This window comes from Pseudomonas sp. LB3P14, from assembly GCF_054898045.1.
The window spans coordinates 2759199-2779156 of the sequence record NZ_CM142714.1 but is presented as its reverse complement, the minus strand read 5'-3'; the positions used below and the strand labels follow the sequence as shown (position 1 = coordinate 2779156).

At 60.1% G+C, this 19958-nt stretch carries 20 protein-coding genes; 12 read left to right on the top strand and 8 right to left on the bottom strand.

Annotated features, from left to right (window positions below; translation table 11 throughout):
* The first annotated feature begins 74 nt into the window (after window positions 1–74).
* Window positions 75–551 carry a (R)-mandelonitrile lyase gene (locus ACYZT5_RS12855; protein WP_462051437.1) on the top strand — a complete coding sequence of 159 codons (477 nt, stop codon included), beginning with the start codon at window positions 75–77 and terminating at the stop codon, window positions 549–551.
* A 95-nt stretch (window positions 552–646) separates the two neighbouring features.
* Here the strand turns inward: ACYZT5_RS12855 and paoC are convergent, their stop codons facing one another.
* From paoC to paoA, 3 genes are read right to left on the bottom strand one after another with little or no spacing between them, the layout of a single operon-like run.
* Complete coding sequence (paoC, locus tag ACYZT5_RS12850) at window positions 647–2845, bottom strand: aldehyde oxidoreductase molybdenum-binding subunit PaoC (protein ID WP_462051436.1); 2199 nt, start codon at window positions 2843–2845, stop codon at window positions 647–649.
* Window positions 2842–3798, bottom strand: a complete 957-nt coding sequence (locus tag ACYZT5_RS12845; protein WP_462051435.1) for an FAD binding domain-containing protein — start codon at window positions 3796–3798, stop codon at window positions 2842–2844. The genes paoC and ACYZT5_RS12845 overlap by 4 nt, the downstream gene beginning before the upstream one ends.
* On the bottom strand, window positions 3795–4418 hold the full coding sequence (gene paoA, locus ACYZT5_RS12840; protein ID WP_462052243.1) for an aldehyde dehydrogenase iron-sulfur subunit PaoA: 624 nt from the start codon (window positions 4416–4418) through the stop codon (window positions 3795–3797). Before paoA ends, ACYZT5_RS12845 begins: the two co-directional genes overlap by 4 nt.
* Window positions 4419–5136: 718 nt before the next feature.
* On the opposite strand from paoA, the gene ACYZT5_RS12835 reads away from it, so the two are divergent.
* On the top strand, window positions 5137–5439 hold the full coding sequence (locus ACYZT5_RS12835) for a hypothetical protein (protein ID WP_462051434.1): 303 nt from the start codon (window positions 5137–5139) through the stop codon (window positions 5437–5439).
* Between the two features lie 213 nt (window positions 5440–5652).
* On the top strand, window positions 5653–6342 hold the full coding sequence (locus ACYZT5_RS12830; RefSeq protein ID WP_462051433.1) for a GNAT family N-acetyltransferase: 690 nt from the start codon (window positions 5653–5655) through the stop codon (window positions 6340–6342).
* A gap of 47 nt (window positions 6343–6389) precedes the next feature.
* Here ACYZT5_RS12830 and ACYZT5_RS12825 read toward each other — a convergent pair whose 3' ends face one another.
* On the bottom strand, window positions 6390–6830 hold the full coding sequence (locus ACYZT5_RS12825; RefSeq protein WP_462051432.1) for a hotdog fold domain-containing protein: 441 nt from the start codon (window positions 6828–6830) through the stop codon (window positions 6390–6392).
* 164 nt (window positions 6831–6994) lie between these two features.
* On the opposite strand from ACYZT5_RS12825, the gene ACYZT5_RS12820 reads away from it, so the two are divergent.
* Window positions 6995–7618, top strand: a complete 624-nt coding sequence (locus tag ACYZT5_RS12820) for a TetR/AcrR family transcriptional regulator (RefSeq protein WP_462051431.1) — start codon at window positions 6995–6997, stop codon at window positions 7616–7618.
* Between the two features lie 220 nt (window positions 7619–7838).
* Here the strand turns inward: ACYZT5_RS12820 and ACYZT5_RS12815 are convergent, their stop codons facing one another.
* Both ACYZT5_RS12815 and ACYZT5_RS12810 read right to left on the bottom strand, forming a co-directional pair.
* Window positions 7839–8966, bottom strand: coding sequence for a DmpA family aminopeptidase (locus ACYZT5_RS12815; protein ID WP_462051430.1), 1128 nt, complete (start codon window positions 8964–8966; stop codon window positions 7839–7841).
* Window positions 8967–9103: 137 nt separating this feature from the next.
* Window positions 9104–10207 (bottom strand): extracellular solute-binding protein, encoded by a 1104-nt coding sequence (locus ACYZT5_RS12810; RefSeq protein WP_462051429.1) that lies wholly within the window; start codon window positions 10205–10207, stop codon window positions 9104–9106.
* Between the two features lie 111 nt (window positions 10208–10318).
* On the opposite strand from ACYZT5_RS12810, the gene ACYZT5_RS12805 reads away from it, so the two are divergent.
* Window positions 10319–11095, top strand: coding sequence for a helix-turn-helix transcriptional regulator (locus ACYZT5_RS12805; RefSeq protein ID WP_462051428.1), 777 nt, complete (start codon window positions 10319–10321; stop codon window positions 11093–11095).
* Here ACYZT5_RS12805 and ACYZT5_RS12800 read toward each other — a convergent pair.
* Window positions 11079–12020: a class I SAM-dependent methyltransferase gene (locus tag ACYZT5_RS12800; protein ID WP_462051427.1), complete on the bottom strand. Its 942-nt coding sequence runs from the start codon at window positions 12018–12020 to the stop codon at window positions 11079–11081. The genes ACYZT5_RS12805 and ACYZT5_RS12800 overlap by 17 nt on opposite strands.
* Window positions 12021–12186: 166 nt before the next feature.
* Between ACYZT5_RS12800 and ACYZT5_RS12795 the strand changes: the two genes are divergently transcribed.
* The 7 genes from ACYZT5_RS12795 (at window position 12187) to ACYZT5_RS12765 (ending at window position 18824) form a co-directional block, all read left to right on the top strand.
* Window positions 12187–12807, top strand: a complete 621-nt coding sequence (locus ACYZT5_RS12795; protein ID WP_462051426.1) for a cytochrome b/b6 domain-containing protein — start codon at window positions 12187–12189, stop codon at window positions 12805–12807.
* A complete protein-coding gene (locus ACYZT5_RS12790) occupies window positions 12804–13589 on the top strand; it encodes a molybdopterin-dependent oxidoreductase (RefSeq protein ID WP_462051425.1) in 786 nt (261 codons plus the stop codon). The genes ACYZT5_RS12795 and ACYZT5_RS12790 overlap by 4 nt, the downstream gene beginning before the upstream one ends.
* 71 nt (window positions 13590–13660) lie before the next feature.
* Entirely contained in the window at window positions 13661–13942 is a 282-nt protein-coding gene (locus ACYZT5_RS12785) for a pentapeptide MXKDX repeat protein (RefSeq protein ID WP_462051424.1), read from the top strand.
* A gap of 367 nt (window positions 13943–14309) precedes the next feature.
* Window positions 14310–14822 carry a formaldehyde-activating enzyme gene (gene fae / locus ACYZT5_RS12780; protein WP_462051423.1) on the top strand — a complete coding sequence of 171 codons (513 nt, stop codon included), beginning with the start codon at window positions 14310–14312 and terminating at the stop codon, window positions 14820–14822.
* Window positions 14823–14832: 10 nt separating this feature from the next.
* The gene (locus ACYZT5_RS12775; protein WP_462051422.1) at window positions 14833–15867 is read left to right on the top strand and encodes an aldo/keto reductase; all 1035 of its coding nucleotides are present in this window, start codon (window positions 14833–14835) and stop codon (window positions 15865–15867) included.
* Window positions 15864–17297 carry an NAD-dependent succinate-semialdehyde dehydrogenase gene (locus ACYZT5_RS12770; RefSeq protein ID WP_462051421.1) on the top strand — a complete coding sequence of 478 codons (1434 nt, stop codon included), beginning with the start codon at window positions 15864–15866 and terminating at the stop codon, window positions 17295–17297. The genes ACYZT5_RS12775 and ACYZT5_RS12770 overlap by 4 nt, the downstream gene beginning before the upstream one ends.
* A 162-nt stretch (window positions 17298–17459) precedes the next feature.
* Complete coding sequence (locus tag ACYZT5_RS12765) at window positions 17460–18824, top strand: MFS transporter (RefSeq protein ID WP_462051420.1); 1365 nt, start codon at window positions 17460–17462, stop codon at window positions 18822–18824.
* A gap of 136 nt (window positions 18825–18960) precedes the next feature.
* Here ACYZT5_RS12765 and ACYZT5_RS12760 read toward each other — a convergent pair whose 3' ends face one another.
* Window positions 18961–19836 carry a LysR substrate-binding domain-containing protein gene (locus ACYZT5_RS12760; protein WP_462051419.1) on the bottom strand — a complete coding sequence of 292 codons (876 nt, stop codon included), beginning with the start codon at window positions 19834–19836 and terminating at the stop codon, window positions 18961–18963.
* Between the last annotated feature and the right edge of the window lie 122 nt (window positions 19837–19958).

Genomic DNA, 19958 nt, shown 5'->3' with positions numbered 1-19958 from the left:
GCTAATTTTAATAATGCATCACGGGTAGATTGAGTGAGCGTTTGCTTGTCAAAAATACTTAATTGAGAACATCCATGAAGAACCTTGCAGCAACAGCGCTCTCGCTTTCGCTATTGGCCTTCGATTCCCTGGCTCAGGAGACCCCGATGCTGACAGTGACCCCCAACGGATCCCAACCTTCGGTGAAAGGCCCCGCTGATTATTTCACCGGGACCGTACGTGTCGACGCGCCGTTCAAAGGCACTGAACCGGCGCAGGTCAGTGGCGCCACGGTCACCTTTGAACCCGGCGCTCGCACCGCCTGGCACACCCATCCGCTGGGACAAACCCTGATCGTGACCGCAGGCTCCGGTTGGGTGCAGGAATGGGATCAGCCCGTGCGTGTGATCAAGCCGGGTGACACAGTGTGGATTCCACCTCACGTGAAGCATTGGCACGGCGCGACCGCGACCACCGCCATGACCCACATTGCCATCGCCGAAGTGCAGGACGGCAAAGTGGTCGACTGGATGGAGCAGGTCAGCGAGCAGGACTATGCCAACGCGCAATAACCTGTGGGAGCGAGCCTGCTCGCGAAGAACGATTACGCGGTCTTCCTGACGGACCGAGTCATCGTTCATCGCGGGCAAGCCATGCTCCTACAAAATCAAATCATTGGCGGCAACTTGTCCAGCAGCTTGTCCAGCGTGATGGGGTACTCCCGAACACGGACCCCCGTCGCGTTGTAGACCGCGTTGGCGATGGCCGCACTCACACCGCAAAGTCCCAGCTCCCCGACGCCTTTGGCTTTCATCGGCGATGAGACCGAGTCGGTTTCATCGAGGAAAATCACTTCCTGATGCGGGATGTCCGCATGCACCGGCACCTCGTAGCTGGCCAGGTCATGATTGACGAAAAAGCCCAGCCGTTTGTCGACGGCCAGTTCTTCCATCAGCGCTGCACCGACCCCCATGGTCATCGCCCCGATCACCTGACTGCGTGCCGAGGCCGGGTTAAGGATTCGCCCGGCCGCACAGACCGCCAACATGCGTCGGACACGGGTTTCCCCGGTCGCGCTGTCGACAGCGACTTCGACAAAGTGCGCGCCGAACGTCGACTGCTGGTACTGCTTGCTCAGCTCACCGAACTCGATGGAGTCCTCGGCGACGATTTCTCCGGCCTGCGCCGCGTTGCTCAACGGAAAGTGCTTGCCGGCCGAGCGCACTTCACCGTCAACGAAAATGGCCTCGTCCGCGTTCACGCCAAGGCGTTGCGCGACGGCCTCGCGAAGTTTGACGCAGGCCGCATAGACACCTGCCGTCGAGCAGTTGGCGCCGAATTGCCCGCCAGAGCCGGCCGATACCGGGAAGTTTGAATCACCCAGACGCACGACCACGTCATCGAGGGTAACCCCCATCATTTCCGCCGCCGTCTGGGCGATGATCGTGTAGCTCCCGGTGCCGATATCGGTCATGTCGGTTTCCACGGTCACCGTGCCCTGATCATTGAGCCGCACACGGGCGCCCGACTTCACCAGGGCGTTGTTGCGAAAGGCGACACCGACGCCCATGCCGATCAGCCAGCGGCCGTCGCGTTGCGTGCCCGGTTGTGGAAGGCGTTGCTTCCAGCCAAAACGGTCCGCCCCGGTGCGCAGGCATTCAACCAACTGCCGCTTTGAAAAGGGCCGTTTGGGATTGGTCGGATCGACCTGGGTGTCATTGAGGATGCGGAATTCGATGGGGTCGAGTTTCAGCTTTTCGGCCATCTCGTCCATGGCAATTTCCAGCGCCATCAAACCGGGCGTTTCACCCGGAGCGCGCATGGCATTGCCTTCCGGCAGGTCGAGTGTTGAAAGCCTCATCGTCACCAATCGGTTTTCACCGGCATACAGCAGTTTGCTCGGCTGCGCCGCCCGCTCGACTTTGCCGCCGGGCAAGTCGCCGGACCAGCCTTCGTGCGCCATGGCGGTGATCTTGCCATCGCTCGTGGCACCGATGCGGATGCGTTGAATAGTCGCCGGACGGTGGGTGGAATTGTTGAACATCAGCGGGCGGGCGAGCGCCACTTTCACCGGTCTGCCGGCCAGGCGCGCGCCGAGGGCGGCGAGCAGTGCATCCGACCGGATGAACAACTTGCCGCCGAAACCGCCGCCGATGTACGGCGAGATCAGCCGCACGTTTTGCTTTGGTACCCCGAGGGTGGTCGCCAGATCGGTGACCGACCAATCGATCATTTGATTGGACGTCCACAGCGTCAGCTGGTCGCCTTTCCAGGACGCCATCGACGCGAACGGTTCCATCATTGCGTGGGCCTGATCGGGGGTGGTGTAGGTCGCGTCCAGTTGCACCGGCGCCGCCGCGAACGCACTTTCAAAATCGCCATGGACGGTGTCTGCCATCTGGTCCTTGGCTTCCACGCCCGACCCGCGCGAACTGGCGAGGTCGAACACGCCTTTAGCGCTCACATAGGTAATGTTCACCAGCTCCGCGGCGGCCCGTGCCTGTTCGAAGGTTTCTGCGACCACCAACGCCACGGCTTGGTGGTAGTGCTGAATGTCTGGCCCGGCGAGTAACGTTGCGGTGTTGTATTTGCCTTTGCCGAGCTTGCCGGCATTCGCGGCGGTGACGATGGCGATCACCCCCGGCGCTGACTGCGCCACTTCCAGATCCATCGAGGCGATGCGCCCTTTGGCGATGGCCGAACCGACCACCACGCCATAGGCCTGGTTGGGTACGGCGGCATGGTGTTCGTAGGCATAAGGTGCATGACCGGTGGTCTTCAATGGTCCTTCGATACGGGTCGTGGCCTTGCCGACCACCTTCATCTGGTCGATCGGGTTGGTTGTAGCGGGCGTGTCGAATTTCATGCCTGAGCCCTCGCTTGCGCCATCACCGAAGCGAGCGTGCGCTCGACCAGCGTCAATTTGAATGCGTTTTCATGGGTGGGTGTGGCGCCTGCGAGCAACTGTTCAGTCAGCGCTTTTGCACCTTGGGACATCGCGGATTCGGCTGCCTCCACGCGCCATGGCTTGTGCGCGACGCCGCCGAGCGCTACGCGGCCTGAGCCGTCCTGCTGAATCACTGCGCCCACAGAAATAAGGGCGAATGCGTAAGAAGCGCGATCACGGACTTTCTGGTAGATGTGCGTGCCGCCGAGCGGTGCCGGCAGCGTGACGGCGGTGATCAGCTCATGGGCCGCCAACGTGGTTTCGATGTTGGGCGTGTTGCCGGGCAATCGGTGCAAGTCTGCGATCGGAAGGCTGCGGGTTGTGCCGTCGGGTCGGACAGTCTCGACTTGAGCGTCCAGGGCACGCATGGCGACGGCCATGTCGCTGGGATGCGTGGCGATGCAGGCGTCGCTTACACCGATGATGCCCAACTGCCGACTGAAGCCACCGATGGCCGCGCAGCCGCTGCCAGGCTGGCGTTTGTTGCACGCCTGATGAGTGTCATAGAAGTACGGGCAGCGCGTGCGTTGCAGCAGGTTGCCCGCCGTGGTGGCCCTGTTGCGCAATTGGCCGGAGGCACCGGCGAGGAGGGCGCGGGAGAGCAGGGCGTAGTCCTTTCGGATGCGCGCGTCGGCGGCCAGGTCGGTGTTTCTGACCAGCGCGCCGATTCTCAGACCGCCTTCGGGTGTGGCTTCGATGCGGTCCAGGGCAAGGCCGTTGACGTCGATCAGGTGTGTTGGCGTCTCGATGTCGAGTTTCATCAGGTCGAGCAGGTTGGTGCCGCCGGCGATGAACCGTGAACCATTGACTTGCGCGGCCAACGCAGCGGCTTCGGCTGGCGACTTGGCGCGTAAATAGGTAAAGGGCCTCATGCGCTGGCCTCCGCGACTTCGGTGATCGCTTCGATGATGTTGGAGTACGCCCCGCAGCGGCAGATGTTGCCGCTCATGCGTTCCTGGATTTCACTGGCGATCAGCTTGGGTTGCTCGGTGAGACTTGGACTGGCATGGCTTGGAATGCCGTCGCGAATTTCCCCTAGCACCGCGACCGCAGAGCAGATCTGCCCCGGCGTGCAATAGCCGCACTGATAGCCGTCGTGCTTGATGAACGCGGCCTGCATGGGGTGAAGTTTTTCCGGTGTGCCGAGCCCCTCGATGGTGGTGACTTTCGAGCCTTCGTGCATCACCGCCAGGGTCAGGCAGGAATTGAGCCGTCGGCCATCGACAATCACCGTGCACGCGCCGCACTGGCCGTGGTCGCAACCCTTCTTGGTGCCGGTGAGCTGCAGGTTTTCCCGTAGTGCATCGAGCAGCGTGGTGCGGGTATCGAGATCCAGTTGTCGCTGTTGATCGTTCACCCAGATCGACACTTTGGTTTTGATCGGGCGTGCCGCATTGGCGGCGGACGCTTGCGCAGAGATGAACGGTGGAAGCGCCACGGCCGCCGCCGTCACCGCGCCCACAATCAGAAATTTGCGCCGGGAAATCGACATCAGGTCACGGTCGTCCATTGGTTCGATTCCTATACGTTGTTGGCGTTGACAGTCCTCATCAGAAGAGTGACCCGTGCGCTCGCGGAATGTTTTTGCGTAATTCGTCTATAGAGTTATGCGTCCTGCTCATGAATCAGCGCGGACATTACTTTTGGCCAGCCTAAGTAGAAGGCGAGATGGGTGAACGACCTACGAAATAGCGCGGATCCCTCACATACTAGAAAGGTTTGATCAATCGATTAAGGGCAATAAGCTGCATGAAGTCATGAGCTGAACTCATCAATGGCGGTCGACGATCGTTCCCACGCTCCCGCGTGGGAATGCCTCAACGGACGCTCTGCGTTCGGCTCCGGAAGGGACGCGGAGCGTCCCGGGCTGCATTCCCACGCAGAGCGTGGGAACGATCATTGCGTAGCGCACAACTTTTCAAGACGTTTCCTACAACGTACCCTGTTGCCGCGTTTCGGCATCGACTCCTATAGTTCGGGCCGCGGAAAACACCGCGAACGACCTTGGCCGGTCGAGTTTAGGAATGCTTCAGCGTCCATAACACCATTTCAGACGTTTTTTACGTCTGAAATGGTGTGTTATGGCGGCTGTGCGTGGGACACCTTCGGGTGTGCCGGTTTCCTATACCCGGTCGGCCAACCCGCGTACAGCTGCCACCTCTTTCGCTTGGCCGCGAATGGTGGAAGCTCTATTTATAGGAGTTACACACATGTTCGACCAAGTAATGCCCCGTTACTTCCCCATCGACACCTACGACGCCGAAACCCCGGTGCTCTTCGTCAACACCCACAAAGAACTCAGTGACCTGGCCGCTTGCGCCATGCATCGCTTTACCGTGGTTCGCGATTTGGCGGACACGTTGTCCAGCCTCAACCTGAAGAACATTTCCGATTGTGATCTGACGCGCGTTACCCGGGCGGTGCATCTGCTGATGCGTGAAGGCTGCGCCGTGCTGGATGTGATTCAGGCGAGGGCGTTGCAGCGGGAGGAGGGGTTTAAAGCCACTGTTTAGTTGCGTCGCCTCTGGCCCCTTCGCGAGCAGGCTCGCTCCCACATTGAATCTTCGCCGTATGGAGATCAATTGTGGGAGCGAGCCTGCTCGCGAAGGGGCCGGGACATTCAGCATGGCTGTCGACTGACACACCACCTTCGGTCACGTCAGCACGTTATGATAGGCACGCCCGCGAACACATTCTTCACGTCCGCCCCAGAGTCAGAGCCACGAATGCCCCAGATCACCCATTTCAAAACCCCGTGCCCCGAGCACATCAATAGCCAGATCCTGCAGATGGTGGTCGATTACCTGACCGACATCAGCATGATCGCTATCGCGCCGAGCAATCTGTTGTACAACGTGTACCAGTACGCGATCGGCTACGAGGTTCATCTCTATCTGGAGGCATTGAACGGGGCGAAAGGGATTGCCGTGGAGTTGCTCGTCGCAACCTACGAAGATGACCCGGAGAAGGTCGTCGGCTTTCTGCTGTACCTGCCGGTCAAGGACGATCCCGATGCATGCGGCGTGGCGTATATGGCGGTGCAGGCCAGCCATCGGCGTCAGGGTATCGCCCGGCGAATGCTGCAGGAAATGGTCGGCCGTTACCCTCATGCCGAACTGACGTGTGCCGTGGCCAAGGTTCGGTACTTTGAGGCAATGGGCTTTCAGGTGGTGGGTGTGCGTGGTACTCAGGTGCTGATGAACACCCACGACCATGGCACCGACGGCTTGATGGGGCTGCTGGATGTGGCGTCGATCTACAGCTCGCTGGAGGTGCGGCAGATTCATACCTATCTGCTGCAAAAGCACGGCAAACGGGCGATGCTCGATGCGGAAAAGCAGCGTGACCGGCATCTGGACCAGATGACGCGCAAGGCGAACGAGTTTGTCCGCGAGCGACTGGGCGAGGCACGCTAACCGCGCTCGCCCAGACAACTCGCTCCCACATTAGGCCCCGTCAGCGTTTAAGTAAGCTTGATGTTCATGGTGATCTGCGCCGTGAACACTTTCTTGCCCTCGGCGTCATGAATGTCCACCGGCACGATCTTGTCGCCTTCAGTAGTCCAGTCGATGGCACCCCCATCGGCCACCGCCGTCACATCGGTTTTTGCCTTCGCCAGGTACTCGACCGTCATGCCTTTGGGAATCCAGCGTGCGCCTTCGGGAATCGACACATCGGTCATCATCCCGGCTGCCAGTTCGGCGGCATTACACATCGCAATCGCATGAACCGTACCCAGGTGGTTGGTAATCTCCTTGGCGAACGGCACCTGCACCGTCGCGAAGTCTTTGCGCAACGCCGTGACCAGCGGGTTGATGGTGCTGAAGTAGGGCGCCACCTGGCAGGCCATTTTGCTGAACGCTTGCGGGCCTGCGCTGGTGAACATGCTGAGAAACTGACTCATTTTGACGCCTCGCTGATGGGCTGATAAACAGAATGATGTTCCGTAACAGAATAATGTTCTGTTGCGGAACAGTATTCTGTCGACGGGAATTCTGTCAACCTAGCGCCACTTGTCCGATGGCAGTTGCCTGCCTTCACCATTGATTTTTTGGGTCTGTGTTGAGCATGGAAACGTCAGATTTACTCGAGCGCTGCTACCCCGGAAGACGCGCTGAACTCAAACGCGACATCTTTAGAAAGGCCCTCACGCTGTTTAACGAGCAGGGGATCGAGGCCACGACCATTGAGATGATCCGCGCCGAATGCGATACCAGCGTGGGTGCGATTTATCACCACTTCGGGAACAAGGAAGGTTTGGTGGCCGCGCTGTTTTTCACCGCTTTGGATGATCAGGCCAGGTTGCGCGACAGCTACCTGAGCGACGCGGGCACGACGCAAGAGGGTGTGTACGCGCTGGTGCACAGCTATGTGGATTGGGTCGACAACCAGCCCGAATGGGCGCGCTTCCAGTACCACGCGCGATTTTCCGTCACTAAAGGGCCGTTCAAGGACGAACTGGCTACCCGTAACAAGGCTCGCAACAAGCAACTGTTGGAGTGGCTGTCGGCTTCGGCGCGAGGCGATGAGTTAAAAGGTTTTCCGGCCGAATTGATGCTGTCGCTGATCATTGGCCAGGCGGAAAGCTATTGCCGGACATGGTTATCGGGCCGGGTGAAGGGCCGTCCGAAGACGTACAGGGATATGCTTGCCCAGGCGGCGTGGCGATCGATCTGCGTCGAACAAATGTAAAAAGCCCGGCCAAATGCCGGGCTTTTCATGTCTGGATTTCGCGCAGTTAAAAAAGAGCCTCAAGGCTCTTTGATGGGGAGGAAGTAGAGCCCTCGAGGCTCAAGATGCGCATGAAACAAGTGATGAGCTTGTTGGGGGTTCAGTTCACTCACCACTTACGCAACGGCTTGAGCAAACAAGCGGCTGCGTAGATTCATCGTAGAAAGATGGGGTTTCGCACTCAAGTACCGCTAGTCGAATCACCCGGCCAACCCGCCCGACGCAAGGCGTTGAGCAGCGTTCCGGCATCCAGTCCCGGCACCGCATGCCCATTGCCCTCGGCGGTGTCGGAGGCCAGCAAGGCATTGATGATCGCTTCCTCCACCGCTTCGGTGGCGGCCAGGAACAACTCGCTGATGTGGTCGTTATTGACCATGCTCAGGTTGTCGGTTGTCGGCGCCTTCTTGCTTTCATAAGCGGCGGGTGGCACGTCATTGCCGGTTGCAAAGGCAATGAAAATGTCACCGCTATGGTCTTCATTGCCGCCGCCGGTGCGGGCGAGACCGAGGCTGGCGCGCTGCGCGAGGCGCGTGCACTGGTGTGGCAGCAACGGCGCATCGGTGGCCAGGCAAACGACGATCGAACCCATGCCAGGATGCGGCAAAGACGCTTTGAGGAACGGCGAGTCAGCCTTTTCCATGTAGCGCCCGACCGGGTAACCGTCGACGCGCAATTCGTTGCGGATGCCGTGGTTGGCCTGGACGATGGCGCCGACGGTCCAGCCGCCCTGAGCACTGTTCAGACGTCGCGAAGCAGTGCCGATCCCGCCCTTGAATTCGTGGCAGATCATGCCGCTGCCGCCGCCGACGGCGCCTTCACTGACCGGGCCAGCCACTGCCGTGCGCAGGGCTTGGGCCACATGTTCAGGCCTCACGTGGAAACCGTTGATGTCGTTGAGCAGACCGTCGAAGGTCTCCAGCACCACGGGCATGTTCCAGTAGAGGCGCCCGTCATCGGGCTGGTTCTGGCGATCCAGCGTCACCAGCGCATCGCGCACCACACCCAGGCTGTGGGTGTTGGTGAAGGCGATCGGGCTGGTCAACAGGCCTGCCTCGCGAATCCATTCAAGCCCCGTGGCATCACCGTTGCCGTTGAGCACATGGACGCCGGCAAAGCACGGTTGCTGATTGGTTGAACCGGCACGCGGCTCGATCACGGTGACGCCGGTCAGGATGTCGCGGCCGTTTGCGGTGCGTCCTCGCACATTGCTGTGGCCGACCCGGACGCCGGGCACATCGGTAATGGCGTTGAGCGGGCCGGGTTGCAGTTGGCCGAAGTGGATGTTCAGGTCGCGGGCACGTGGTTTCATCGTTTCTCTCTTCTTCTATTCGTGGCAGGACTCGTAGGAGCCAGGCTTGCCGGCGAAGGCGTCCTCAAGAGCGCTTTCGCCGGCAAGCCTGGCTCCTACGAAAAGCGATTCACATCGAAAAATGATTGGTATTAGGTTTACTGGCCGTTTTTGACTTTGCTCCAGATCCGCGTCCGCACGCGCTCGGTGGCGGGCGGCAGGGGCTGAAGGGTGAATAACGTGGCCATGGCTTCGGCCGACGGATATACGGCCGGGTTGTTGCGGGTGGCTTCGGCCACCAGTGGCGTCGCGCTGCGGTTGCCATTGGGGTAGGAGAGGTGATCGCTGACGGGGGCGATGACGTCGGGGCGCATCAGATAGTCGATGAACGCCAGGCCCTGTTCTGGATGCGGCGCGTCCTTGAGCAATACCAGCGTGTCGAACCACACCGGCGCGCCTTCCTTCGGCAAGCTGTAGGCGATCTTCACGCCGTTGTTGGCCTGCTCGGCATTGGTCTTGGCTTCCAGCATCGCGCCGGACCAACCCACCGCCACGCAGATGTTGCCGTTGGCCAGGTCGCTGATGAACTTGGACGAGTTGAAGTAGGCAATGTGCGGACGCAGCTTGAGCAGCAGCGCTTCGGCCTTCTTGTAGTCCTCGGGGTTGGTGCTGTTAGTTGGCAGACCGAGGTAGTGCAGGGCGACGGGCAACATCTCGGCCGGCGAGTCGAGCATGGCCACGCCGCACTGGCCGAGCTTGGCCAGGTTCTCCTCGTTGAACACCAGGTCCCAGGAGTCCACCGGCGCCTTGTCGCCCAGCGCAGCGCGGACCTTGTCGATGTTGTAGCCGATGCCGTTGGTGCCCCACAGATACGGTACGGCGTACTGGTTGCCCGGATCGTTGTTGGCCAGTTTCGCCAACAGATCAGCGTCCATGTTTTTGAAATCAGGCATCTGAGCGTGCGGCAGGGGTGCAAGGGCGCCGGCCTTGATCAGGGTCGGCAGACTGAAGTTGCTGGCCACTACCACGTCGTATCCGCTGCGGCTGGTGAGCAATTTTCCCTCCAGTACTTCGGCGCTGTCGAAGGTGTCGTAGACCGGCGCAATTCCGGTGTCACGCTTGAAATTCTGCAAGGTCGTGGGACCAATGTAGTCATACCAGTTGTACACGTGCACGGTGGGCCCCTCGGCGGCAATCGCCGATAGCGAGACCGACAGACAGGCGCCCAGTCCAAGATTGATATACGCGCGGTGACGACTCATGATGCGGCACTCCTGGCCTGCTGCAGGCCGGTAATGATCAGGTGCTTGCAGCGTATCGGCAGGGAGTGGACTCACCCATTCCCATCATGGGTTACTCGAAAGGGGTAGTGCGTGGACGCGTTGTTGAAAGAATTACCGATGCACCAAGGGCTGGCGCGGGTATTTGGTGCAGTGGGGCAGGACGGGTTCTGGCGCGCGCTGGTCGACACGCTGCGCCTGCTGGTGCCGCTGGATAATGCGTTGGTCGCGGTGATGCGGGCCGGGCGGGTGCCGCGTCTGCTGATTGATTTCGACGCCAAAGGTGGCGCCGACGAGCATGAAGAATTGGCGGACTACAGTGCCGGCATGTACCTGCTCGACCCGTTTTATCAGGCCGCCTGCGCCGGCATTGCCGATGGCTTGCACAGCCTCGATTCGGTCGCCCCTGACCAGTTCCAGCAGAGCGAGTACTACCTGAGCTACTTCCGCACCGTGGTGGGCGGTGACGAGTTGCAGTTCATGGTCAACGTCGATGGCGCCGTGCTCGGTTTGTCCCTGGGTCGCTCGACGCGGTTCAGTCCTGAAGAGCAGGGCCGCCTGCTCTGTGTGCGTGATTGGGTGCTGGCGGCGATGCGCCGTCACCTTCAATTGCTGCCGCCTGAAGGACCGGCCGCCGAGGCGGTGGCCGGGGATCTGGCGACCCTGCTCGATCGCTTCGACGCGCGCCTGTCGGTGCGGGAAGTCGAAACGGCGCGCCTGATTCTTCAGGGTTTCTCAAGCAAGGCCATCGCCCAACAGATGGGCATTTCCCCGGAGACGGTGAAGGTGCACCGGCGCAACCTCTATCACAAGCTCAATGTGAATGGGCATGGTGAGTTGTTTGCGTTGGTGCTCAATCCTCCAGCCTGAACACTAACGCCTTCAACCCGCATTCAACATCGGCGTCTGGAAACTCCGGCGGATTGTCCAGCCGTTGCTCGAAACGCAGGCTCGGTGCTTCGCGGGTGACGCCGTCGATGAGGAAGTCCGGGCCGAACGCCGGATCGTTCATGCACGCCAGAACCGTGCCCTGGGGGCTGAGCAATTCCGGCAGCCGGCGCAGCACGCGCTGGTAGTCCTTGGTCAGCAGAAAACTGCCTTTCTGAAAGGACGGCGGGTCGATGATCACCAGGTCGTAAGGGCCCTTGCCGATCACCTTGCCCCAGGATTTGAACAGGTCATGACCGAGGAAAGTCACCTTGCTCAGGTCGTGGCCGTTGAGCCGGTGATTGTCGCGGCCACGGCTCAGGGCCGGGCTGGACATGTCCAGATTGACCACGTGCGTAGCACCCCCCTCGATGGCCGCCACCGAGAATCCGCAGGTGTAGGCGAACAGGTTCAGCACGCGCTTGCCCTGGGCATTGGCCCGCACCCAGTCGCGGCCGTAACGCATGTCGAGGAACAGGCCGGTGTTCTGTTTGCGGCCCAGGTCCACCCGGTAATGCAAACCGCCCTCGGTGATCGTCATCTCGTCGATCGCGTCCCCCAACAGCCACTCGGTCGTGCTTTGCAGCAGGTAGCGATGTTGCAGCAAGAGCGTGTGCGCGCCGGATTGCGTCCACGCAGGCGATTGCGTGACGTCCATCAGCTTCTGTTTCAACGCTTCCAGTTGCGATGCTTCGGGTTCCTTGAACAGCGACACCAGCACCACGCCCTGCAGCCAATCGACGGTCAATTGCTCCAGCCCCGGCCAGCACCGGCCACGGCCGTGGAACAGCCGACGGGTTTCGGCGGGGGCCGCTGCCAGGGCTGTCAGTAAATGGTCGTGGAGGGTGGAGAGGGCGTCTGAGTTCATCGGGCAGCGTCGGCAATGAGAAGGGGCGGCATTTTAAACACAATTGCGGTGCAAGGACCGCTGCAAGGCGCCGAGAGTTGTCACGTTTAATTTAACTTTACGTGAGGATTTGGCGACCTGTCGGCTCACATAATCGGCTCCAACGATCAACCGCCGGGAGCCCATCATGTCGCAGTTACCTGCTTCACCCACGGTCAGCACACATCCCCGCTGGCTTCGGCTGACCCATTGGCTGAACGCCCTGGCGGTGCTGGTCATGGTCACCAGCGGTTGGCGAATCTATAACGCTTCCCCGCTGTACGACTTCAGTTTTCCCAAAACAATCACCTTGGGCGGCTGGCTTGGCGGGGCGTTGCAATGGCATTTCGCGGCGATGTGGTTTCTGGCCGTCAACGGTCTTGTCTACCTGATCATCAACCTCGTCAGTGGTCGTCTGAAACGGCGCTTTTTCCCGGTTTCGCCTAAAGGTGTCCTGCATGACCTGTGGGCGGCGTTGCGAGGGCGGTTGGGGCATGCCGATCTGAGCCATTACAACCAGGTGCAACGGGTGGCATACCTGTTCGTGATGGTCGACATCACACTGCTGGTGATTTCCGGGCTGGTGTTGTGGAAGTCCGTCCAGTTTCCGCTGTTGCGTGAACTGCTGGGCGGTTACGAAGGCGCACGGCACGTGCACTTCATCGCGATGTCGCTGTTGGTGGCCTTTGTCGCGGTTCATCTGGTGATGGTCGCGCTCGTTCCAAAAACGTTGTGGGCCATGATTGTCGGTCGCAAGGAGCCCGTATGAAAAAGCGCATCGAAGGCTCAGGGCTGGACGAGTCGTCCATCCTGACAGACGCCAGAAAGATCCTTGCACCACAGATCGAGGACCGCTCACGACGCTCGTTCCTGATGCGCGGCCTGACCCTCGGCGGTGTGGCCATGTTGTCCGGCTGCAACCTGACCGACAACGAAAGCGTTGAGACTGCATTGTCCAGTATGTCCCGGTTCAACGATCGGGTGCAGGGCTGGTTGTTCAACCCCAATGCACTGGCGCCAACCTATCCCGAGTCGATGATCACCCGGCCGTTTCCCTTCAATGCCTTTTATGGCATCGAAGAGGCGCCGACGGTGGAGGAAGAGAGTTATCGACTGGAAGTGACCGGCATGGTCGCGGACAAGCGCAGCTGGCGCCTGGAAGAGCTGCGCGCCATGGCGCAGACCGAACAGATTACCCGGCACATTTGCGTCGAAGGCTGGAGCGCGATCGGGCGCTGGGGCGGCGTACGGTTCAGCGACTTCCTGAAGCGGGTCGGTGCCGACACGGATGCCAAATATGTCGGCTTCAAATGCGCGGACGACTACTACACCAGCATCGACATGGCCACCGCACTGCATTCGCAAACCTTGTTGACGCTGACCTATGACGGCGCGGTGCTGCCTCGCCAGTACGGCTTCCCGATGAAGCTGCGCATGCCCACCAAGCTGGGCTACAAGAATCCCAAACACATTCAGGCGATGTTCGTCACCAACACCTATCCGGGTGGCTACTGGGAAGACCAGGGCTACAACTGGTTCGGTGGCAGCTGACGGCGCCTGGCCACTTCACTGCGTAGCGCTCGCTGCGCTCATTCGCAACCTGTGCTTCAAGGAGTTTCATCATGAAAAAGTTAGCGACCACCGTACTGTCCATGTGCCTGGCATTTGACGCCGCCAGCGTTTTTGCGGCCGATGCAACCACCAATAACGGCATGAGCAACGACAGCATGAGCAAAGACTCGATGTCCAAAGACGCCATGCAAAAGGACACGATGAAGAAAGACGCGATGTCCAAGGACACGATGAAGAAAGATGCCATGTCCAAGGACACGATGAAGAAGGATGAGATGAAAAAGGACGCGATGTCCAAGGACACCATGAAAAAAGACGCTCCGTCGTACTAAGCACAATTAACCCAATCCCTGTAGGAGCAGAGCTTGCTCGCGAAAGCGGTGTATCAGAAAACGATGATGTCGGCGGACACTCCGCCTTCGCGAGCAAGCTCCGCTCCTACAGGGGGTTGCTTCAGGGTATGACTTGAAGTCATGCCCTCATGACTTTTAATGGTTACAGCCCCGCAAACCCCCGGTGTTAAAAAATCGCAAACACAGCTCATCAACAACAAAAAGAGCGTTTGCACCCATGACTAATCCTCACTGCCGCGTCCTCGCCAGCGACCTGCTGCGCTCTTCGAATCCCGACATTTGCCACGCGACCTCCACGGTCGGCGTGCACCTCTGATCAACCCAAATCCCTGAAGAGTAATGACTCATGAAAGAACTCGACCTGTACATCGGTGAAGGCTTCGAAGGCCCTGGCGTGAATGCCGCGCACATCAACATTCTGATCGGTCCGCGCAACGGCCCGGCAGGGCAGGCGTTTGCCACCAGCCTGGCATCGCCGAGCCAGGGCCATTGCCCGTTCATGGTGATCGCCCAGCCGAACATTCCGGTCAAGCCAATGACCCTTTATGTGAACAAGGCTGCGATCAGCAGCGACCTGCACGGCAACGCCACGTGGGGCGCGTCGCAGGCCGGGATCGCCAAGGCTGTGCTTGAAGCGCTGCTGGACGGCACCTTGCCGCCGGAAGCCGAAGACGAGTGGGCCATCGTGACCGCGAACTGGGTCAACCCGGCCTGCGACGATCTGGATGCGGTCTACCTGAACAACTACAACGCCTGCCGCACGGCGATTCGTGCGGCGCTGACCGGCAAGCCGGAAACGGCGCAACTGGCGGATGTGGTCAATCACATCAGCAACCCTTTCTACACCCCAAAAGCCTGAGGTCCGCGCCATGCAATACATTCGTTTGGGCAACTCCGGCCTGCAAGTCTCCCGCCTCTGCCTGGGCACCATGAACATGGGCACCCCGGACTGGAAACCGTGGATCTTCGATGAGAAGAAAAGCGAGCCAATCGTCGCGCATGCGCTGGACAACGGTGTGAACTTCATCGACCTCGCGGATTTCTACTCCGCCGGTGTCGGCGAGGAAGTGGTGGGGCGCATCGTCAAGCGCCTGGCCCGTCGCGAAGACCTGGTGATCACCACCAAGGTCGGTTACGGCACTCGCACCGGGATCAACGCCAGCGGTCATTCGCGCAAGCACATCATGGACAGCATCGATGCGTCGTTGAAGCGTCTGAACATGGATTATGTTGATGTGTTCATGCTGCATTACTTCGACGTGAATACCCCGGTCGAAGAAACCATGAGCGCCATGAACGACATCGTGCGTTCCGGCAAGGCGCGATACATCGGCGTCTCGACCATGCTCACCGGGCAACTGGCGAAAATTCTCATGGCCTGCGAGCGCAATGGCTGGGTCAAGCCGATCAACATGCAGCTGCAACTGAACTGCGCCTACCGCGAAGAAGAACGCGAGATGATCCCGTTCTGCCGTGATCAGGGTTTGGGCGTGTCGGTGTTCAGTCCGTTGGCTCGCGGGTTGTTGACCGGTGATGTGCAATCGACTCGTAACCAGACCGACTTTTTCACCCAACAGATGTACAGCGACGAAGCTTCGTTCGAGATCGCGCATTCGGTGCAGCGTGTGGCCCGTGCTCGCGGCGTGTCCAACGCACAGATCGCGCAGGCCTGGGTCGCCAATCACCCGGGCGTGGATTGCATGCTCGTGGGCGCCGACACCACAGAACAGTTCGACAGTGCCTTGGCAGCGCTGGAGACCAGACTCGATGCAGATGAGCTGTACGAGCTGGAACGCAATTACACCCCGTGCGACGTGATCAACGATTACACCGCCGGCAAACGTATCTTGCGTTCGGCCCGTCCGGGTCTGGAGCGCTTTAATCTGACCGAGGCTGTGGCATGAGCGCGCTGATCCGCAACGGCAACTTCATCGACGGCCAATGGTCCAGCGGTGGTTCGATGTATCCGGTTTTCAACCCGGCCAATGGCGAGTTGATTACCGACGTACAAAAGGCCGGCGCTGAAGAAACCAACCGAGCCATCGACGCCGCCAACCGCGCTTTGCCAGCCTGGCGCAAGTTAACTGCCAAGGAACGCAGCCAGAAGCTCAAGCGCTGGAGCGAATTGATGCTGAGCAATCAAAAGGATCTGGCGACCCTGCTCAGCCGCGAACAAGGCAAACCGCTGGCCGAAGCCATGGGTGAAGTGGTCTATGCCGCGAGCTTTCTGGAGTGGTTCGCCGAAGAAGCCAAACGCGCTTACGGCGACGTGATTCCAAGCCACAAGGCCGATGCGCGGATCATCGTGGTCAAGGAAGCCATCGGTGTAGTCGCTGCGATCACCCCGTGGAACTTCCCGCTGGCCATGGTCACCCGCAAGGTTGGCCCGGCACTGGCGGCGGGTTGCACGATGATTCTCAAGCCGTCGGAAGAGACACCGTTGTCGGCTTTCGCCTTGGCGGTATTGGCTGAACAGGCAGGCATTCCGGCCGGTGTGTTCAACATCGTTTCCGGCGACGCCGTGGCCATCGGTGGTGCGCTGCAAACCTCCAGCGTGGTGCGCAAGTTGTCGTTCACCGGCTCCACCCGCACCGGCAAATTGCTGATGCGTCAGGCCGCCGACACACTGAAAAAAGTCTCGCTGGAACTGGGCGGCAACGCGCCGTTCATCGTCTTCGACGATGCCGATCTGGACGCAGCCGTCAAAGGCGCGATGGCCTCGAAATTCCGCAACACCGGGCAAACCTGCGTCTGCGTGAACCGCTTCTTCATTCAGGATGGCGTCTATGAAGCCTTCACCGGAAAACTCGCGCAAGCCGTTGCGGCAATGCGGGTGGGTAGCGCGCTGGAGGGTGAAACCGAGCAAGGTCCGCTGATTAACGCCGCAGCGCTGGCCAAGGTCGAGCTGCATGTGGGCGATGCGCTGGAGAAAGGTGCCAAGTTGCTGTGCGGCGGTCGCCGTCACGCACTGGGCGGCACTTTTTATGAGCCGACCATCCTCACCGAAGCCAACAGCGACATGCTGATCGCTCAGGACGAAACGTTCGGTCCGGTGGCTGCGTGCTTCCGCTTCAAGGACGAGGCCGAGGTGCTGCAACGGGCCAACGACACGCCGTACGGTTTGTCGGCCTACTTCTATAGCCGCGACATCGGCCGGGTCTGGCGCATGGCCGATGGCCTGGAAGCCGGCATGGTGGGGATCAACGAAGGGATCATTTCCACGGAAGTGGCGCCATTCGGTGGCATCAAGGAATCGGGCCTCGGTCGCGAGGGTTCGAAATACGGTCTGGATGACTACCTGGAAATCAAATACCTGTTGATGGGCGGCCTCTAACGCCCCACACAACCCTGTAGGAGCGAGGCTTGCCCGCGAAGACGGTGTGTCAGTCGACATCTGTATTACCTGACACACCGCCTTCGCGGGCAAGCCTCGCTCCTACAAGAAACACAGCTATCGGTTTCATTTCTCCGTCAATAACAACAATTGGAGACTTACATGTCCGTCCAACCGGTAAAAATCGACGACCTGCCCATCGGGCGCTTCCACCTCAAGATCGCCGGCCTGACCTTCGGCGCGCATTTCACCGACGGCTACATTCTCGGTCTGATCGGTATCGCGTTCACGCTGCTGAGTCCACAGATGCAGCTGGATACGTTCTGGCAGGGATTGATTGGGGCTTCGGCGCTGATCGGTTTGTTTCTCGGCAGTCTGTTTTTTGGCTGGATTTCCGACAAAGTCGGTCGGCAGAAAATCTTCCTGGTCAGCTTCGTGTTGATCACCATTGCCTCGGTGATGCAGTTCTACGCTGAAACGGCCATGGGCCTGTTTCTCTGTCGGGTGCTGATCGGTATCGGGCTGGGTGGTGACTTCAGCGTCGGTCACGCCATGCTGGCCGAGTTTGCGCCGAAGAAACACCGCGGCGTGTTGCTCGGTTCGTTCAGCGTGATCTGGACCTTCGGCTACGTGGCCGCGACCTTCGTCGGCACCGCTATGCTCAGCCTCGGGGACGATGCCTGGCGCTGGATGCTGGCCTCGTCGGCGATTCCGGCGGCATTGATTCTGATCGCCCGTATCGGCACGCCCGAGTCGCCGCGCTGGCTGGTGAATCAGGGTCGGATTGCCGAGGCGCGAGCGATCGTCAAGAAGCATCTGGGTGACAACGTCGAACTCGACGAAACACAATCCACCGAAACCCGCTCCGGTTACGCGGTGCTGTTCAGTCGTGAATACCGCAAGCGCACCGCGTTCAATTGCCTGTTCTTCGTCTGCATCGTCATGCCGTACTTCGCCATCTACACCTTCCTGCCGTCGATTCTGCAGAAGATGGGCCTGGCCGAAGGTTTTGGTACCGAGTTGATGCTGAACATGCTGTTGATTCTGGGCGCGCTGATCGGGATCTGGTGCACGATCAAATTCTCGCGCCGGGGCTTTTTGATCAACTCGTTCATCATCCTCGCGGTGGCGTTGTTCCTGTTGGCGGTGTTGCCGGGCAGTGCGGCGTTCCTGATGGTGCTGGTGTTCGGACTGTTCACGCTGGTGCTTTCGGCCGTGAGTAACCTTGTGGGCGTGTTCCCGGCCGAGAGCTTTCCGACTGAAGTGCGGGCCAGCGGGATCGGTCTTGCCACAGCGGTGAGTCGTTTGGGCTCGGCGGTCAGTACGTTTCTGTTGCCGGTGAGTGTGGCGGGGATTGGCTTGAGCCCGACCATGGGCATACTGGCGGCGATTCTGGCGTTGGGCGCGATCATTTCCTGGGCCTGGGCGCCGGAGACTAAATCGCTGACGTTGAGCCAGGCGTGCAAGGCGCAGAGTCCGGTGGAGGGGAGTGCGCCGACTGCAGTAAAAGTCGCTGCACCGATCTAAAGTCTGCCAAGAATCCCTGTGGGAGCGGCGGTGCGGCGATCCGACTTGCCCGCGATGGCGTCGGCACATTCAACATCAATGTGAATGGAAGACCGCGATCGCGGGCAAGCCCGCTCCCACAGGGGTCGTTGGTGTTCTATGGATTGCTGACCAACCCCAACCAATGCGTAAACAACCGCACCTTCGACAACCCCTGCTTGTCGTTTGCCACATCCAGCCAATACCCATAAGGCCCGATCACCTCCACCGGAGTGATCGGCAACAGGCTGCCATTTGCCAGTTCCTTCTCAATCATCTGCCGGTCAATCACCGCCAACCCACCACCGGCCAACGCCGTATGGATCACCTGATCCAGTGTGCTGAATTCCAGTCCTTGCCCCGCATCGACATCGTCGCGGCCCATCGCGGCCAACCAGTTCTCCCAGACCTTCAAGCGCTTGCCGTCGTGCAGGATGTGCAGCAACGGAAACTGCCGCAGGTCTGGCGGTTGGCCGTTGGTGAAAAGCTCCGGACTGGCCACGGCGATGTGACGCTCCATCACCAGCAACTGGCTGCTGCAATGGCTGGCGGCTTCGAGGCCGAAGCGGATGTGGCAATCGACTTCGGCGAGGCTGTCGTGGCTGGCCTGGTTAGTCACGCTCAGGCTGATGTCCGGGTAGCGTTGGCAAAACACACGCAGGTGCGCCGACAACCAACGAGTCGCCCAGGTCGGCGGTGCGAGAATCCGCAGGCGCTGACGCAGGTTGGGCACGCGTACCGCTTGCAGGGCGCGTTCGATGTGGTCGAAGGCCTCCGCCAGATGCGGGGAAAGGGCGGTGCCGGTTTCGGTCAGTGTCAGACCTTGGGGAGTACGTACGAACAGGGCTACACCGAGGTAGTCTTCAAGCTGTTTGATCTGCCGGCTGACAGCGCCCTGGGTGACGTTTAATCCCAAAGCCGCCTGGCTGAAGCTGCGATGCCGCGCGACCTCTTCGAAGACGCGCAGCATGTTGAGCGAGGGCAGTTGACGCATGGAAGGATGACTCCGCACCGGCCTCGGGTGCTACGGCGGGCCGGTTTGTTGTTTTTGGATGGTTTTGTGGTGCCTATCTGACTATCAGGAAGGGGCTGATGCAAGTGTTGTTTGAGCTGACG

Coding starts and splice junctions, on each gene's coding strand:
- ACYZT5_RS12845 (WP_462051435.1), bottom strand. CDS start 3,798: ATGAGGCCCTTTACCTATTTACGCGCCAAGTCGCCAGCCGAAGCCGCT.
- ACYZT5_RS12820 (WP_462051431.1), top strand. CDS start 6,995: ATGGAAACGTCAGATTTACTCGAGCGCTGCTACCCCGGAAGACGCGCT.
- ACYZT5_RS12790 (WP_462051425.1), top strand. CDS start 12,804: ATGAAAAAGCGCATCGAAGGCTCAGGGCTGGACGAGTCGTCCATCCTG.
- fae (WP_462051423.1), top strand. CDS start 14,310: ATGAAAGAACTCGACCTGTACATCGGTGAAGGCTTCGAAGGCCCTGGC.
- ACYZT5_RS12785 (WP_462051424.1), top strand. CDS start 13,661: ATGAAAAAGTTAGCGACCACCGTACTGTCCATGTGCCTGGCATTTGAC.
- ACYZT5_RS12830 (WP_462051433.1), top strand. CDS start 5,653: ATGCCCCAGATCACCCATTTCAAAACCCCGTGCCCCGAGCACATCAAT.
- ACYZT5_RS12770 (WP_462051421.1), top strand. CDS start 15,864: ATGAGCGCGCTGATCCGCAACGGCAACTTCATCGACGGCCAATGGTCC.
- paoA (WP_462052243.1), bottom strand. CDS start 4,418: ATGTCGATTTCCCGGCGCAAATTTCTGATTGTGGGCGCGGTGACGGCG.
- paoC (WP_462051436.1), bottom strand. CDS start 2,845: ATGAAATTCGACACGCCCGCTACAACCAACCCGATCGACCAGATGAAG.
- ACYZT5_RS12815 (WP_462051430.1), bottom strand. CDS start 8,966: ATGAAACCACGTGCCCGCGACCTGAACATCCACTTCGGCCAACTGCAA.
- ACYZT5_RS12835 (WP_462051434.1), top strand. CDS start 5,137: ATGTTCGACCAAGTAATGCCCCGTTACTTCCCCATCGACACCTACGAC.
- ACYZT5_RS12775 (WP_462051422.1), top strand. CDS start 14,833: ATGCAATACATTCGTTTGGGCAACTCCGGCCTGCAAGTCTCCCGCCTC.
- ACYZT5_RS12760 (WP_462051419.1), bottom strand. CDS start 19,836: ATGCGTCAACTGCCCTCGCTCAACATGCTGCGCGTCTTCGAAGAGGTC.
- ACYZT5_RS12800 (WP_462051427.1), bottom strand. CDS start 12,020: ATGAACTCAGACGCCCTCTCCACCCTCCACGACCATTTACTGACAGCC.
- ACYZT5_RS12825 (WP_462051432.1), bottom strand. CDS start 6,830: ATGAGTCAGTTTCTCAGCATGTTCACCAGCGCAGGCCCGCAAGCGTTC.
- ACYZT5_RS12810 (WP_462051429.1), bottom strand. CDS start 10,207: ATGAGTCGTCACCGCGCGTATATCAATCTTGGACTGGGCGCCTGTCTG.
- ACYZT5_RS12855 (WP_462051437.1), top strand. CDS start 75: ATGAAGAACCTTGCAGCAACAGCGCTCTCGCTTTCGCTATTGGCCTTC.
- ACYZT5_RS12795 (WP_462051426.1), top strand. CDS start 12,187: ATGTCGCAGTTACCTGCTTCACCCACGGTCAGCACACATCCCCGCTGG.
- ACYZT5_RS12765 (WP_462051420.1), top strand. CDS start 17,460: ATGTCCGTCCAACCGGTAAAAATCGACGACCTGCCCATCGGGCGCTTC.